We start from the raw sequence: 15,683 nt of genomic DNA, 5'->3' as shown, positions 1-15,683 counted from the left end.
GGCTGTGAACGCTGTAACTGAGGCCCTCCTTTACGGGGTACAGGATATAGACAGCCTCATAGCCATCCACAGCAGGATAACAGGCATAATCCCACAACTAGAACCGGTAAAACTTCCCGAAGGGATTCCGGAATTGACAGCATTTCGCTTCAATGCAGAGGAATACGACGAAGCCTTTCTAAAAGGCGGTGTCGATGTATGCTGAAAGACGAAATCGCCGCCTGCTGCAAAGCGCTGAAGCTCAGCCACAATCTATGGACCTGACCCCTGCAGAATGGCGCCAGAAAGAAGCTGAAACCTTAGATCTTCTATGTCAGAACGGAGAGCCTCGTGTTTACCGAAAAGAACTGTTGCATAAAAACCGCTCGCGGATACCTGTAGAAGTTGTCGCTCATGCGATAACCGGTCATGATGGTAAAGTTCACAAGTTCTTGGCTTTTATCAATATTTTGCCAAGGCATAAACATTCCCGAAAATCGTGGAGAAAACAGCGAGCATATTTCACCCTCCTCGGTTATGCGCCCAGCATCTATTATCGTTGCAAAAACGACAGAAAATGGACAATGAAATGGATCGAAGGCGATTGCTACAAACTAACGGGCTACCATGCAGAGGATTTGATCGATAATAAAACCGTGGCCTGGGGGGACTTGATTCCTCCTGATGACCTGGAGCGCACTTGGGATGTTGCCCAGATGGGCCTTCGGGATTCCAGACCCTTCCAGCAAGAATACCGCATCATTACTGCAAATGGCACGGAAAAATGGGTTCTGGAGCAGTGCCTGGGCATCGTCAACAGCAAAGGAGAAGAGTTTTTCGAGGGTTTCATTACCGATATAACCGAGCGCAAGCACTCCGAAGAGCAGCTCAGAGCCTTGCTCAACGATTACGAGAACATGGCCAGTGAAATTAACAACTTAACATCCAAGGTAATCTCCCACCTTTATATGATCCGGGACACCATTGATCACAAGGCCGAGGCCTTGATGATGATTCAAAAAAGTATCGAAGACTTGCTCTGCATCCAGTCACGGCTTAATCTCGTAAAAGAAAGCGTTAAAATCGATTTTCACGCATACGCCCGCCTCGCCGAAGAAGTGGAGTTCATCTACGATGGGAAGGATTATTTCTTTCTGAAATAGTAGTTTCGTTGTTATTCTTTTTCTCCAACCCTTCAATTAAAATGTCCAAAACCTTTTCCAGCGTTTCCGGAGAGAGCCCTTTTTCTTTGGCTTTCCGGGTCAGCTTCAAATAGGGCATGCTGTCTGCGGAAACGATAAGTTCAATGATGTCGGGCGGTAAGTCAGGGAGAACATCCATAGGGAGAGCTGCATCATCGATTTTAAAATAATTGGGGTTGACGCGCAAAGCTCTGGCAAGTTTATCTAAGATTTTATTGGATACCTCCGTGCGCTTGCCGGTTTCGATTAACAATATATATGATCGGGAGACTCCCGATAGCTTGGAAAGCTCGTCTGCCGTTAGGTTTCGGATTTTACGGAGCTGACGCAGCTTATGACCCAGCTTACTCTCAGCCACAGTTCCCCCACCCCTTCTAAAACAAACTAAAACAAACTAAAAACAATTTTTTTGGTTACCTACAGTAACCTTAACATGAGTATATCACGAAATTGTGAATTATAAAACAATTACAATTATATCTCTCGCAATAACCGTTTTCCAGCATCACTGTCAACTCGTATTTACTTATTCAACAATTAGGAGGGATATCCTCCTTTTTCCATATTATTACCTTGTTTCATTGTGGAATACCCCATCTAGCTCCTCCGCAGCTACATCGTAAACCTGGCTGTGAGGTGGTAAAGGCTCATAACGCATGAACTCCGGCGTTCGGTCATCCGCCTTAGTAAATCCTGCAGCTTCATTAAAAGAGCGCTCGATTCTAAGGATTTCCGCACCCATTAACATTACATCATCTGCTGTCCACTCAGTCCCCAGGACTCCGTTACAGGTTTCTACCACGCCTCTGAATCCATCATCAATATCCAATACAGCAAAAAGAATAAACAGGCAAAAACCTGCGGCGTCCAGGAAGGCAGTGATACTCTGAAAATATCTTGATAACTCCGTTTTGCCTGTAGACGCTAAGGGATTAACCCTGCCGCCGATGCCGAATATTTCTGCAGCTGCTGTATAACCGGCAGTATGATCTGACCCCATAGGCGAGGTCATATAGGTTATGCCTAAACCCTTAACTATTCGGGGATCATAACCCGGCATCCCCTGTCCCTTAACTACCGGTACCCTCCGGACACCCAAAAGCCTTCCTGCAGTAGCAGCACCGCTACCTAGAAAGCGGCCTGAAAGTTTTCCCTGGGCACACTCCATCACTAATCTTTTTGCTTCTCGATGACCTCCAAACGGCAAAAGACCTGCTTCCATGGCCACACCTAAAGTAACTCCAACCTCAATAGTATCTAAACCATAATTGTTACAGATCCAAATAAGTTCAGCTATCGCATCGATATCGTCTATCCCGCAATTAGCACCCAATGCCCAAACTGATTCATATTTCAAATCAACATGCTCAACTCCATCAGGGCAAGGCCAAATATGACCGCATTGAATTATACACCCTGGGTGGCATGGGTAACCAATTGTGCCTTCCCCTTTTCTCTGTTTTATCATCTCTACGATAACCTCGCCTGATAATTTGTGAGCCCCCTCAAAACTACCAGCCCTAAAATTACGAGTAGGTAAGGCCCCAATCCGATTTAATACATCCATCAAAAAGCTCATACCATAAGTATTGAGCAAACCACCAGGTTTAGTCATTCTATGTCCTCTCAAAGCTTCTATCAATTTCCGCCGTCCATCTTTAAAATTACCTTGCTTAACGACGGTTACTGACGAATTATTGCAATCATCTTCAATGACAATCGCTTTAAGCCCTTTAGCTCCCATAACAGCCCCCAATCCACCGCGGGCTGCGTACCGATAAGGACGCCCATCTTTATCATTAAAACATACCCCGGCGGCAGGCATGCACTTTTCACCTGCAGGCCCAATAACAGCAAAATCGACCTTGCCGTACTTCTTTTTTACTCGTTCGGCGAATTCATAGATTCCCATTCCAATAAACTCCTCCGCCGGTTCGAGGCTTCCACTACCACCTTTTATCCTCAAAATCCAATAACCATTCTGTACTTTTGGCTGTCCTTGGATAACTATAGCCTTTATTCCCATCTTGGCCAGAGCTTGAGCTGCCGGTGTACCGGCATTAGCCTCTTTTATTCCCCCGGTTAAAGGGGATTTACTCCCTACAGAGATTCGACCAGAACACGGCGCCGTCGTTCCGGTAACAATACCTGGTGCAAATATTAACTTATTAAAAGGTCCCAGCGGATGACAGATTGGAGGCACCTCATCATAAACAAATTGGGAAGTCAGCCAGCGTCCGCCCATCTTTCGATACTTTTCAGGAACCTCTTCAAAGCGAATCTTGAGTTCGCTCATGTCCACATTAACAAAATACTTCATACTATAACCTCCAATTACAAGATTTGTACGACAATACTTGCGATATTTTTAATTGGGTTTACAGTTTGCCTCGGCTCGATACATTTTTCTCTATGAACATTTTTGGGGTTGCTTGCTTCTTCCAGTCGGCTGGGTTTCATTATTACAAAATAATGGAGCGAACATGAAGCCGGACCAATTAATGCCCGGCTCCATCAATCCCCAAATTCTTTAAGGTTCATGAAAGATTCAAGTATTCATTTTTCTTTATAATACCGGCAGCACGATCTTCCTGCTCCAACTCGAGGGCTCGGGGCACAGAAAGCCATGTCGCTAAAGCAATACCAAGGAGTCCTCCAGTTATTTTCCCAAGCATTACACAAGCAATCATGGTCGGCTGAAAATTAGCAGTAAAAGCCATATGATCACCAAATAAAAACGCGCAACAAACAGCAAAGCTTATACACCGAACTTTATCTTTAGGCGGCATGTCTTTGATTATACGATACATCGCCAGAATATTCGCTGATGCTGCCAATATTCCTGCACTTCCAACCGATGTAAATCCACATTTACGCCCTATTCTTTCTAATGGTTTGGCCAAATACTTCTTAATGAGATACACCATTGGAAATGCTCCTGCCAACATAACTCCTATGTAACCAGCTATCTCCAGAGCCCGAAATTGATTTTCACTATCGGCAATAATGGGGTCGAACCCCCAATACCCAAAGATTGTCGAAAAAACCCCCGTAAAATACTCGACTATTGAAAAAACCAAAACTAATTTGATTCCCGTATCCATAATTTTGCCAAACCACAAAAACGCTTTAATCATAAAATTGGGATAATAACGTAGACCAAGGGCAATTAGCACACAAATAATGAACAAAGGCAAAAGATTAGCAAAAATCAAACCAAGATTATAATCAAGGTAATAATTGGGAAGAGCATCAGTTGAAATAATATCTCTTACAGGAGTATTCGTCAAAGCAAGTAAACATGTACTGGCAAGTACCCCTATAGGGACAGTTAAAATGCCGGACATAACTCCCAACGCTAAATACTTATGATCACGTTTATCCAGCATTACCAATCCGACAGGAACACTAAAAACAATTGTCGCTCCGGCCATATAACCAGTGATCATCGCCATAATCCAACTTTCTTTTGTTGCAGCTATAGCCTCAGCCAATTGGTAACCACCCATATCCACAGCGATTATAGTTGTAGCTGCAATCGCAGGATCTGCCCCCACTAGACTAAATAATGGCCCAAATAAGTATACAATTGCTTTTGATAAATAGGGTATCGACGCCATTATGCCTGCTACCGGTATAAAAATCGGACCGATTTGATATATTCCTTGCAAAAATTCATATCCCAAACCTCTCTCACTATCACGAATTGCTGCAAAAGCACCTAAAATAGCACACGCCATAATAACGTAAAGGACATACGTTCCTATCTGAGACATTCACCGATCCCTCCGATAAAAATTTATTTTTTAAAAAAGTAAATCTAAAAGATTATCAAAAAAGAGTTGCCGTCCTATAAATAAATCACCAGTAAAGCTGCTAGTTTTTAATACAAAAATAGTCCTTCCCCATGCACACCTTTGTGCACGAGAAGGACTTCATTGGCCTTCCCTAACCAACAACCATCAGTAGTTTCAAAAGTAAGGCTTGTTTCAGGTTGTCAATTCTTTCAAGAGGAAGCCCCTGATTGTTTCTCTTCCAATTCTTCGATGGAAGGAAGAATCATTTCTACGTCAGGGTGCGGACGAGGAATAACGTGGACAGCAATTAATTGACCTACTCGCTGAGCAGCGGCTGCGCCGGCGTCCACCGCTGCCTTGACTGCTCCAACGTCCCCCCGCACCAGAACCGTAACCAGACCTCCTCCAATAATCACCTTACCGATCAAATGAACATCAGCAGCTTTAACCATAGCGTCAGCTGCTTCGATAGCAGGAACCTCTCCCCGAGTTTCGATCATTCCCAATGCAATTCTCTCTCGATTCAAGCTTACTCCCTCCCAATCAGTGTTTTCTCAGAATTTTATTGGATACAGAAAAACGTGGAATCGTCCAATGCCTGAACCTGACAGCCTTCAGCGGCCTGGTATCCATCACCGGCACCTAAAAGCTGACTATCAGGTAAAACCTTCAGCTTGCCGGTAGACACAAGGAAAAGAGATTTGTGCGGCAACCGCCAAACCTCCCCGCGCGCCAGAGAAACTAAGCCCAAAGTGCACTGACCGCCAGAAGGTAGAGTTACATCTACTCCTTTCCCGCCTGATGACGTTGCCAGCAAATTAGCACGGCTGTAACGCTGCTGGCACTTCATTAAAGAAGATACAACCTTCGTAATCACTTCCTCGGCTATGGGACCATCTCCGAGCTTCTGCCTGGTTATCTCTGTAACTTTAGCAATAAGTTCATCGTATTGTTGTTCTCTAGAATCTTTTTTCTCAGAATCATCTTGCTGTACTTCCAGCAAACCATTCTCTTCTTCTCTTTCTAACCGCTCTTCTGGTTTTTTATCGTAGACCAGCGTTATGCCTGCTTCCCGAGCAAAATCACGGGCAGCAGGAGTAACAATCGTTCCTTTTTCTATAAACACCTCCTTTGAACCCTTTGAGAGAAGGTCTCGCAATCTTATTTCTGTAAGGACTCCCAAAACTTCAAACCCTCCTTACTCCAATAGTAAAGCTAGAAGGCCCCTTTCTTAATTTCTGAAGCAGGTCCGGGGATAACCACCTCTTTCACCAATAGTCCCCTTTGAGCCGCCACATCTGCACCCGCTCTCACTGCGGATTCAACCGCTGCTACATCTCCCGTTATCACCACATAAGACTTTCCACCTACTCCCACAGCCAGTCTAATCTCTAAGGGCCTGACATCAGCAGTCTTCACTGCAGCATCCGCCGCCTCAATCAACGAAGCCACACTGAACGTCTCGATGATACCTAAGGCATCCACCCTCTCGAACTCAACCTGACCGTAAAGCCCTTTTAAAACAAGGGAATGGATGTTGGGAATTACGAAAGTGTCCACTATCATTTCTTCACCACAAGCGATTCCGGCATCCACCGCTGCTCTTACTGCAGCCACATCACCTTCAACTAAAGCAATATATTTTCCCGGGCAGATAGGTCTGGCCAGGACTAATTCAACTCGCCCAGCTTTAACCATTGCATCGGCTCCTTCAATCCCTTTGGCAATACTCTGAAACTCCACAAGTCCAATCGCAGTGATCACTCTTATGCACCCCTCGTAAAAAAATACCTCTTTACGGCTACCTCTCTGCCCTAAGCACAATCACTTCCGAAGTAACATTTTTCACCATACCGTCGATAGATGCATGAAGCAAGGCCCCGATACCATCGACCACTTCAGCAATTAAATCACCTTTCTTTACATAATCCCCTGGGCGAACTCTAGGAACTGCCGGTTTACCTGCATGTTGTTTTAGCAGTAAGCGCACTTCCCGCACCTTTGAATTATCAAATTTCTTATAACCCGCATATTTATCAAAATGGCTGATTCCCAGCCGGCGGAGGACGTTCTTCGAGGGAATTAACCTCATATTTCTGACAGAACGGGGGCTTAATCTATCGTTTCTCCCCTCGTAACGCAATCCTCTCTCTGAAAGCTCTTTCTTCAACCACTGATTAACGTGCATAGGCGAAATATTCATCGGGCAAGCAATTACAGAACAAACTCCACACTCACAGCAAAGATGAGCCAGTCGAAAAACTTCGAGAGTAAGATCATCGCTGTAAGCAAATGCCCTCATGATCCGATGAGGTTCTAAGGGATGACCCAGCAAATAGCGGGGGCACATCTCCGTACAAAACGAACACTGAACACAAAATTTTTTCGAAAGGCGCAGGATGTTTGAAATCTCCGCGCTGCTGCGAATACTAACCGGTAGCCTGGGCGGCAAAACCAGGATGCCTTTCGTCGTCTTCGTCACCGGAGCTTCGGGATCAATGACCTTGCCCATCATGGGACCACCACTGATAACCAGATAATCGTTCTCTGTCGCTCCACCTGCTGCCTCAATAAGCAACCTGACAGGGGTACCTATAGGGACAATAAAAGTGGCCGGTTTTGGAACAGCTCCCGTTATCGTAACCCATTTTTCTGTTACCGGTTGCCCCTTCAGTGCATTGTGAACATTGAGCATTGTCTCGACATTGTTAACGATGATTTTTCTCTGCGCCGGTATGACCCCTGGTGGTAGGGGTTCCCCCGTAACCTCGTAGACCAGAACATGTTCATCACCTGCAGGATAATAATCATCAATGAGCTCAAGGGCCGCTTGGGATCTAGAACAAAACTTTTTGACGATACCGGCGATATCTTCGTACTTCCTCTTCATAACAATTACTCCCCGTTTGGCCCCCAAAGCTTCCATTACCGAACGAAGAGCAGCGAGGACCTGAATAACCCTCAAACGCAGGATTTCCTTGTCAACCCAGAGAAGAGGTTCACATTCAACACCGTTGACGATCACTAAATCTGCCTGTCCCTGGTATTTTATGTGGGTAGGGAAACCCGCTCCCCCAGCCCCCACAACACCAGCGAGCCGGACTTTTTCCACAAGAGGAATCGTTTCGCTCATGACTTGTCTGTGCCCTCCCGGAGCAATCCGGAACGCTCTACCTCAATACTATCGACTATCCCCACAACTGAAGCATCTACAGGAATTTCCTTTCCTGGTATTGCCTTACGGGCAGAACTTCCCTGGGTGACGATGACATCCTCCCCAATTCCGGCGCCAATTTGATCGGCAACAATCATCGTATTTCCAAAGGGGCGTCCCTGGTGATCGATAAGTTGGACCATCAAAAGTTTTAATCCCACTAGGTCCTCATTTTTTTTGGTCGACCAAATATTCCCGACCACTCTCGCTAAAAACATTACTCAGATCCCTCTCCTTTCCTGAAAACCACTTCCATTCCCCGTGCACGAAGTTGATCCCAGGCAAGCGGTGTGATCAAGATTCCCTCTTCCAACACCAACCGCTTCACACTCTGCGGCAAACTAGTAACGTCCTCGGCGGCCAGTAACTTCTTAGAAAAAATCCTGTCTTCAGAATTTTCTGAGTTGCTTTGATGGCCTAACGCTTCTCCACTACCGCCTAAAACTCGTGCCACTTCATTCAGCGGGGAAACAATGCACCCAATGAGGCGCGCCTTTTGAAGATAATCTTCAATAAAACAGCGCAATCCCTGAGTCAATCCTGGTTTAGACAACAATCCATCAGGGCAAAGAATAATCTTTTTCCCTTCATACAGGGCCTTAAATACCGCTTCCGTAGCAAAACGATCTAAGAGCCCCAGTGCTATCCGCGCTAAAGTGTCTTGATCCAGAGCAGGAACGATTACAGCTTCCACTGCATCAAAAATGCCTTCCCAAGAGTCATGTTCCGGCCTCTCAAGAACATCCACTTCAAAATCTCTCAAAACGTTTTTAATTCTCACATCAATATCCTCATCAGGAAGCAGTACACTGAGTTGATAAAGCAGCCGGAGTTCCTTCAAGGACTTAACAAATAAAGCAGGCTCAAGACTTTTTGACCCCTCACGGGTTATTATCAGGAGCAAATGCCGGCGATTTGCCAGTTTTTCCAGGACCCTCTTGACTATATCTTCAATCAGTTCCTTCGTGACCATTTAAGATTGCCTCCCTACAGGCCAAGGCGATCCCTACAGGTGTCACCAACCAGGGATAAGCGGCTTTTACAACCGGAAGACCTGTTCGGCCAGCAATAATTTTTTCTATTCCCTTAAAGGCACTGGTGCCGCCACAGAGATAGATTTCTTTCACTGAATATCCGGATCTACGGCTTTCTCTTTCAATAATAATAGATATTTTTTCCATCACCGGTTTCACCACAGGAAACAACTCCATTTGTAAAGAAGGGTCCTTTTTCCTTTCTTCAGCCTCGTAAAATGGAATCTTATAAGCGCCTGCAATTACCAAGGAAAAGTGTGTCCCTCCTGTAGGCTCGTCAGCAGTGTAAACCACTTCCCCGTCTTTGAGAACGGCTATTCCGGTCGTTCCCCCACCGATATCGACGATCGCTCCATCCTTAACTTGAAGAACTAAGTTCGCTGCAACAGGTTCCTCCAGGGATCGCACACACTCAAAACCTGCGCCTTCGGCAACATATCTAAACGCGTCCACATTCCTCCCCTCACAACCGGGAGGATAAGCTACGGCAGCCACCTCCAATTCAGACCCCAGCGCTTCTTCGACTTCTTTCTTCAATTCTCTTACAATTTTTACAGCACCGACATAATCAACCACAAGTCCATCCCTCACCACTTCAGCACAGCGAAGAGCTCCGCCTGCGGGCCTGCCTTCTTCATCGACAACCGCTACCACCATATAGGTCGTCCCAAGATCAACGCCGGCAAAGTATTGCTTCGCTCCTCTCAGCGCTGTATTGCCTTCAATGTATCCGGCAATCTGACCGACATATTGATTAACGCGGTCGATATCGATCATTTCGGATCACCGCTTTCTAATAATATCCCATCTTCCTCGCACAACCTCTTTTCAACAGTTTTACAGATTTGTTTCCTTCTAGCATCTAATCCTCACCTTTGGCACGGCTATAATACTGGCCGGCCACAACTTTGCATTCCATCACATAGACTGCGCTGCTTAAGCGGTTTAAAGCCTTGATGATATCTGCTCTCTCTGGCGTTCCGTCTTGGTGGAGGTAAGCATCACAAGCGGATACTTCCACCTGACGCACAACGGCACGCAGGTAGTTGAGTTCGGCAATTACCTGTCCCATGTGGTAGCTGGGAGTTAGATGGTTGACTCCGATCTTACTGAAGGGATGATGTGAATATTCACGAATATCCTCCTCAGAGAGCCCAAACAGTCTCAACTCAGGAACCCCATCCCCGGTAACCTCAGCTCGCAATAACTGGCGTGCATAAGCAAGCATCTGCTCTAGGTCACCTACTAATTGCGGCATCCCTTCTTGTTGAGCGGCCACCTGAGTCTTAATAATAACCGCCTGAAGGAGGTCAAGCATCCCCCTCAACTTAATCCGGGGATGAGTTTTGGGAACAAGGTTTTTTCGATCAAGATGAGTATAGTGCTCTGGTTTTTTTTGCCCCTTAAGCTGTTCCTTAGAAATTCCTTTTTCTCGGTCTGTAAAAACGATCTTAATGCCTTGCTCCCGAGCATACTGGGCGGCAGCCGGAGTGATTAGGGTTTCCGGTTCAACACTAATAGTGTCCAAAGGCCCCTCCCGCCTCACCCGGTCCCGAAGTTCTATTTCCGTAAGCACACCCAATATTGCTCAACTCCTTTTACTTTTTCGTCTTGTCTTGGGAACCGGGACGCGGGAGAATGTATTCCACCTCATTATGGGGACGAGGGATTACATGAACAGCTACCAACTCTCCTACCTTCTGAGCAGCAGCAGCACCGGCATCTACCGCCGCTTTGACGGCACCAACATCTCCACGCACCATTACAGCCACCAGGCCACCGCTAGAAAGGTCACGACCAATAAGTCTGACGTCCGCAGCTTTACACATGGCGTCCGCAGCCTCAATCGCAGCCACAAGCCCCCTTGTTTCGATCATCCCTAAAGCAATTAAACTAACCACTTTTCATACTCCCTCCTTGAATTTTGCTTAACGATCGATTTTTGAGATCGGTGAGTTTGCTACCGAACAGCGCCACTCCACTTTTTTGTCGCATCATTTAACAGAACTTTCCTGTAACCGTTTCCACGTCTCCCAAACGATAGACTCAACTTCTTGCAGGCACTTATCCGGACTACGGCGCAGCACCTCCCGAACAATAGCCTCTAAATCTTGCCTCTGCAATGTGCCTGTTGCGCTCCCGAAATTAAGCTCTTCAGGATCCTTAATCCCGGCGCAAAGTCTTTTAATATTGAGAAGATGGTACGGAGTTACATTATCCGCGGTACTGCTTCCTCCCATTGCTCCGCAGCTTAGCGTCAGCGCCGGCGCCAGCCCTGTGGTGAGACCTACCGCTCCGTGGGTTGACGGAGAATTCCAAACTATCCGGGAAATCGGCTTCTTTAAAGCAAACTCCATGACAACAGCTTCATTTTGTGAATGAATTGCCAGAGTGTGGCCTATTCCCATATACTGAAGCAAAGATATGCACAACTCACATGCCTCCACCCAGTTGTCGACAGTGTAGAACCCAAGAACCGGACAAAGCTTCTCGCCGGAAAGAGGCTCATGAGGCCCTACCTGCGAGAGGTTTGCAATAAGAACTTTTGTTCCGACAGGAACCTTGATACCCGCCATTTCAGCAATCTTCGTCGCCGCCTGACCAACGACTTTTGGATTAACGCCTCCGTTGCGGACAACCACCTCCTCAACCTTTTTCTTTTCTGAACTGTCCAGAAAATAGGCGCCGTTTTCTTTTAAAGCCTCTACAACCACATCCTCGATCACCCGCTCGGTCACAACATGCTGCTCAGAAGCACAAACCGTTCCGTTGTCAAAGGTTTTACTCAAAATAATGTAGCGCACGGCTTTTTCCACATCAGCAGTTCGTTCAATGTAGACAGGCACATTCCCGGGGCCCACCCCAATCGCCGGCTTTCCAGAACTGTAAGCAGCATGTACCAGACTCGTGCCTCCGGTAGCCAGAATGAAGCTGACATCCGGATAGGTCATTAATTCTCGAGTTCCCTCCATGGTAGGTGTGTCCATACAACCGATGATCCCTTCAGGCGCTCCTGCTTTTACAGCTGCCTCGTAAACAGTTCTGGCAGCCTCACAGCTGCACCGCACCGCTCTGGGGTGGGGTGAAAAGACAATCGCGTTCCTCGACTTTAAAGCGATAATCGCTTTGTAAAGAACGGTTGAAGTTGGGTTAGTCGTTGGAGTGATGCCGGCAATCGTGCCAACAGGTTCTGCAATTTCCACGATTTTTTTCTCTTGATCCTCATTGACAACTCCAACGGTTCTCATATCTCTGATGTAATCACCAAGAATCTTCGTCGCCAGGAGGTTTTTTACTACTTTATCCTGAACTGTACCCATGCAGGTCTCTTCTACAGCCATTTCCGCGAGCTTCTGAGCAGCATCAGCCCCCGCCTTAACTGCAGCTTCCACAACGCGATCCACCTCTTCCTGAGATGCTTGAGCCCAAATCTTCTGCGCAGCAGAGGCTTTTTTAGCTAAGTCTCGCGCCTGCTGTCTGGAAATTAAATCCTTATCAATACCCACCTGCCTTACCTCCTAGAATTTCAAGGGATTTCGAGCAACATAGAGAACACCTTCCTGAAAAGCGCGGGCTGCAGCACGACACGCGCTTTGAGTTCCCGTCAACAATCCACCGGCAAAGTTGGTTTCGGTAGGCGGTCCATAAAACACGCAAAGTTTAACTTCAGCAGCTTTTAAAGCTAAATCAAGAGCATACATGGCTTCAATTGGAGGGGCAATCAAGTAAGCTATCGGCGTGCCCTCCGGAATTCCACAAACCTTCGAAAGATAACTCCCAGTCCGGGAAATCACATGGGGATAAAAAGCAATTTTCCCATCCGGATCGGCGGCGTAAAACCAGGCCTCCTCTTCCAGACACTGAATGGCTGCATTAAGACCGCTTTGAACTTCCGCAGGGTTAGGGCCGGCAAGAATTCCGATAAATTCTCCGGACAACGGGCCGGAGGCATGAGCTGCCCCGGCATAAAAGGACTTTGCATAAACAACTTCTACGTCAGCCTTTTTTGTTGCCTCATCAATTGCAGTGTAGCCGGCATCATCAATATCACAGGTAATCATGCCAATGCTTCTGTGGTGAGGCTTGAATCCCAATTCTTTACCGAGTTCTGGATAAACGTTGGGAATAATTTTCACGCTGAGTACCCTAGGTTTAATCGCCTGTAAATTATTCACGCTGCTCACCCCCTAAAAGCAGGTACACTTAACTGAGGTTTGCGCCTACGCCACTCTGCCTGGCACGCAGGATCTTCTGAATGAGTTCAAGAATTTCGGCCCCAGCCTCAGCCGGAGACAATCCGCGCTCGTGGATATTGGAGATGACTATTCTGTCAGCATCGGTTTTCCCGAGCCGGGGCTCATATTCCAGATAGGCGCTCATACTCTCCGCAGTCGCCAACCCCGGTCTTTCACCTATCAGCAATATCGCAGATTCTGCCCTGACGATTTCTCCGATGTGGTCAATTACGCCGACCCTTCCGAACTCCACGAATACGGGTTTCCCTATCTTCACTCCTTCCTTCTCCAAGCCCTTCTGAAGGAAAGGTAGAAGTTCCGGAACATTCTTCTCTACAGCCGTCGAACTCAACCCGTCTGCTACAATCAACTGAACCTGAGGCTCAGTTACACCTTCAGCTCGTAAGATTTTCTCTGATTCTTCATCAAGCCGCCTTCCAAGGTCGGGCCGTGTTAAATGTTCATTAATATCGGTTACACGTGTTTTTAAATGTATCAAACCTAAGCGTTTAATGAATTCACTATCAACTCTAATGAAAATAGCATCCTGAGCAGCTGCATGGTCCTCCAGGAAGGATAGCAGCACATCCGTCAGGGGCCGAGGGCCGCATCGTCCTACTCCCAGGCGCGCCGAAGTCGAAGTTTTGATTACTTCTTTCAGGTTGCCGTAATCATAAACACCTTTGACTAAGCCTCGCCCCCCTCTGGCTGCTTCTTTACCCTGAGAAACGTTCTCTTGGGGGGAGTTAACACGTCTTGCTCCACTTTTTCCTTCAAGTTCACTAATTATCTCCTCAACCAAAGCTGCAATTTGTCTCTCATCCATTACCGGCAAAACCTCCTTTTGTAAAGACCCTTGGGTCACCGGCTCGATCGGTAAGTATTCCTTCTCTTATCAACCCCATTTTTTCCATCCAACATTCGAACTCCGGCGCCGGCCTGAGGCCTAGCAACTGACGCAGGGTAGCTATATCGTGATAACTTGTACACTGATAATTAAGCATCACATCATCCCCCATAGGAACCCCCATAAAATAATTGCAATTAGCTGCAGTAAGGAGAACCGCCAGGTTTTCAATGTCCTTCTGGTCGGCCTTCATGTGGTTGGTGTAGCAAGCATCACACCCCATTGGAACCCCCGTAAGCTTTCCCATAAAGTGATCCTCAAGACCTGCCCTAATTACCTGCCGCGAATCATAGAGATACTCAGGTCCTATGAAGCCGACGACCGTATTCACGAGCAAAGGATTATAGCGCTTTGCCAACCCATAGCATCGGGCTTCTAAAGTCAGCTGATCGACACCTTCATGAGCATCGCTAGACAGCTCCGAGCCTTGTCCTGTTTCAAAATACATCAGATTCGGCCCTGCCGCCGTACTATATCTTTTAATCACTTCATAGGCCTCATCAAGAAGGGAGACACTTATGCCAAAAGCCTTATTTCCTTTTTCAGTTCCGGCAATGCTTTGAAAGAAAACGCTAACCGGTGCTCCATTGCGAACAGCCTCCATTTGAGTAGTGATATGAGCCAAAACGCAATTTTGGGTAGGAATACCGAATTCAGTAATCATTTCATGTGTCGCTTCCATAAGACGAGAAACGCTGGCAACACTATCGTTTACAGGATTAATCCCAATTACAGCATCTCCCACTCCGTAGGCTAAACCTTCGCGCATCGACCAAAGAATACCCTCAACATCATCGGTAGGATGGTTTGGCTGAAGCCTAGCGTTTAAAGTCCCTTTGATACCAAGGGTGTTGTTACAGTGTGAAGTAACGACTATTTTAGAGGCTGCATAAATGAGATCGAGATTGCTCATAATTTTGCATACTGCTGCAATCATCTCACTGGTGAGTCCTTGTCTAAGGTACGCAATATCCTCATTTGTGGTAGTGTCTGCCAGAAGAAACTCCCGCAGCTCGGCAACCGTCCAGTTTTTAATCTGATTGTAAATCGGCATTCGGACACTTTCCAAAATCACCCTACTGACTTCATCCTCATCCGGTGAAATTAAAGGATTGTTATAAATTTCCTCCAAGGTAGTCTCGGAAAGGACTCTCTTGGCAGCGATCCTTTCCGCAGCAGAAGAAGCAGCAACACCGGCAAGCAGGTCTCCCGACTTTTCTTCATTGGATTTCGCAAAAACTTCTTTAAGAGAAGAGAATCCAAAAGTTTCACCCCTAACCCTAGCAGAGTATCGTTTCGCCACAAAAGACAACCC

Annotated in this window: 18 protein-coding genes; 2 read left to right on the top strand and 16 right to left on the bottom strand. The window is 46.6% G+C overall.

Going from position 1 to position 15,683, the window contains the following annotated elements:
* The first annotated feature begins 4 nt into the window (after positions 1 to 4).
* Both TPH_RS03595 and TPH_RS03590 read left to right on the top strand, forming a co-directional pair.
* Positions 5 to 205, top strand: a complete 201-nt coding sequence (locus TPH_RS03595) for a hypothetical protein (RefSeq protein WP_015049860.1) — start codon at positions 5 to 7, stop codon at positions 203 to 205.
* Positions 195 to 1,142 (top strand): PAS domain-containing protein, encoded by a 948-nt coding sequence (locus TPH_RS03590; protein ID WP_015049859.1) that lies wholly within the window; start codon positions 195 to 197, stop codon positions 1,140 to 1,142. The genes TPH_RS03595 and TPH_RS03590 overlap by 11 nt, the downstream gene beginning before the upstream one ends.
* On the opposite strand, the gene TPH_RS03585 is transcribed toward TPH_RS03590, so the two are convergent.
* The 16 genes from TPH_RS03585 to TPH_RS03510 form a co-directional block, all read right to left on the bottom strand.
* Positions 1,105 to 1,539, bottom strand: a complete 435-nt coding sequence (locus TPH_RS03585; RefSeq protein WP_015049858.1) for a helix-turn-helix domain-containing protein — start codon at positions 1,537 to 1,539, stop codon at positions 1,105 to 1,107. The genes TPH_RS03590 and TPH_RS03585 overlap by 38 nt on opposite strands.
* Before the next feature lie 210 nt (positions 1,540 to 1,749).
* Positions 1,750 to 3,501, bottom strand: coding sequence for an aldehyde ferredoxin oxidoreductase C-terminal domain-containing protein (locus tag TPH_RS03580; protein WP_015049857.1), 1,752 nt, complete (start codon positions 3,499 to 3,501; stop codon positions 1,750 to 1,752).
* A 217-nt stretch (positions 3,502 to 3,718) separates the two neighbouring features.
* Entirely contained in the window at positions 3,719 to 4,957 is a 1,239-nt protein-coding gene (gene eutH, locus TPH_RS03575; RefSeq protein ID WP_015049856.1) for an ethanolamine utilization protein EutH, read from the bottom strand.
* Between the two features lie 230 nt (positions 4,958 to 5,187).
* Positions 5,188 to 5,478, bottom strand: a complete 291-nt coding sequence (locus TPH_RS03570) for a BMC domain-containing protein (protein ID WP_081578711.1) — start codon at positions 5,476 to 5,478, stop codon at positions 5,188 to 5,190.
* 62 nt (positions 5,479 to 5,540) lie between these two features.
* A complete protein-coding gene (locus TPH_RS03565) occupies positions 5,541 to 6,161 on the bottom strand; it encodes a hypothetical protein (protein WP_015049854.1) in 621 nt (206 codons plus the stop codon).
* 32 nt (positions 6,162 to 6,193) lie between these two features.
* Positions 6,194 to 6,742: a BMC domain-containing protein gene (locus tag TPH_RS03560; protein ID WP_015049853.1), complete on the bottom strand. Its 549-nt coding sequence runs from the start codon at positions 6,740 to 6,742 to the stop codon at positions 6,194 to 6,196.
* A gap of 37 nt (positions 6,743 to 6,779) precedes the next feature.
* On the bottom strand, positions 6,780 to 8,111 hold the full coding sequence (locus TPH_RS03555) for a 4Fe-4S dicluster domain-containing protein (protein ID WP_015049852.1): 1,332 nt from the start codon (positions 8,109 to 8,111) through the stop codon (positions 6,780 to 6,782).
* Entirely contained in the window at positions 8,108 to 8,410 is a 303-nt protein-coding gene (locus TPH_RS03550; protein ID WP_015049851.1) for a EutN/CcmL family microcompartment protein, read from the bottom strand. Before TPH_RS03550 ends, TPH_RS03555 begins: the two co-directional genes overlap by 4 nt.
* A complete protein-coding gene (locus tag TPH_RS03545; protein ID WP_015049850.1) occupies positions 8,410 to 9,165 on the bottom strand; it encodes a flavoprotein in 756 nt (251 codons plus the stop codon). Before TPH_RS03545 ends, TPH_RS03550 begins: the two co-directional genes overlap by 1 nt.
* Positions 9,143 to 10,003, bottom strand: a complete 861-nt coding sequence (gene eutJ, locus TPH_RS03540) for an ethanolamine utilization protein EutJ (RefSeq protein ID WP_015049849.1) — start codon at positions 10,001 to 10,003, stop codon at positions 9,143 to 9,145. Before eutJ ends, TPH_RS03545 begins: the two co-directional genes overlap by 23 nt.
* A gap of 85 nt (positions 10,004 to 10,088) precedes the next feature.
* Positions 10,089 to 10,802: a hypothetical protein gene (locus TPH_RS03535; RefSeq protein WP_236608851.1), complete on the bottom strand. Its 714-nt coding sequence runs from the start codon at positions 10,800 to 10,802 to the stop codon at positions 10,089 to 10,091.
* A gap of 22 nt (positions 10,803 to 10,824) precedes the next feature.
* Positions 10,825 to 11,103 (bottom strand): BMC domain-containing protein, encoded by a 279-nt coding sequence (locus TPH_RS03530; protein ID WP_081578710.1) that lies wholly within the window; start codon positions 11,101 to 11,103, stop codon positions 10,825 to 10,827.
* A gap of 117 nt (positions 11,104 to 11,220) precedes the next feature.
* Positions 11,221 to 12,732 carry an acetaldehyde dehydrogenase (acetylating) gene (locus tag TPH_RS03525; RefSeq protein ID WP_015049846.1) on the bottom strand — a complete coding sequence of 504 codons (1,512 nt, stop codon included), beginning with the start codon at positions 12,730 to 12,732 and terminating at the stop codon, positions 11,221 to 11,223.
* A gap of 12 nt (positions 12,733 to 12,744) precedes the next feature.
* Positions 12,745 to 13,401 (bottom strand): ethanolamine utilization microcompartment protein EutL, encoded by a 657-nt coding sequence (gene eutL, locus TPH_RS03520; protein WP_015049845.1) that lies wholly within the window; start codon positions 13,399 to 13,401, stop codon positions 12,745 to 12,747.
* 28 nt (positions 13,402 to 13,429) lie between these two features.
* Positions 13,430 to 14,287, bottom strand: a complete 858-nt coding sequence (gene eutC, locus TPH_RS03515; RefSeq protein WP_015049844.1) for an ethanolamine ammonia-lyase subunit EutC — start codon at positions 14,285 to 14,287, stop codon at positions 13,430 to 13,432.
* Positions 14,280 to 15,671, bottom strand: a complete 1,392-nt coding sequence (locus TPH_RS03510) for an ethanolamine ammonia-lyase subunit EutB (RefSeq protein WP_015049843.1) — start codon at positions 15,669 to 15,671, stop codon at positions 14,280 to 14,282. The genes eutC and TPH_RS03510 overlap by 8 nt, the downstream gene beginning before the upstream one ends.
* Between the last annotated feature and the right edge of the window lie 12 nt (positions 15,672 to 15,683).

It is taken from the genome of Thermacetogenium phaeum DSM 12270, from assembly GCF_000305935.1.
GTDB classification, from domain to species: Bacteria; Bacillota; DSM-12270; order Thermacetogeniales; family Thermacetogeniaceae; genus Thermacetogenium; species Thermacetogenium phaeum.
Note: the sequence above shows the minus strand (reverse complement) of the source record. Positions and strands in the feature narration are given on the sequence as shown.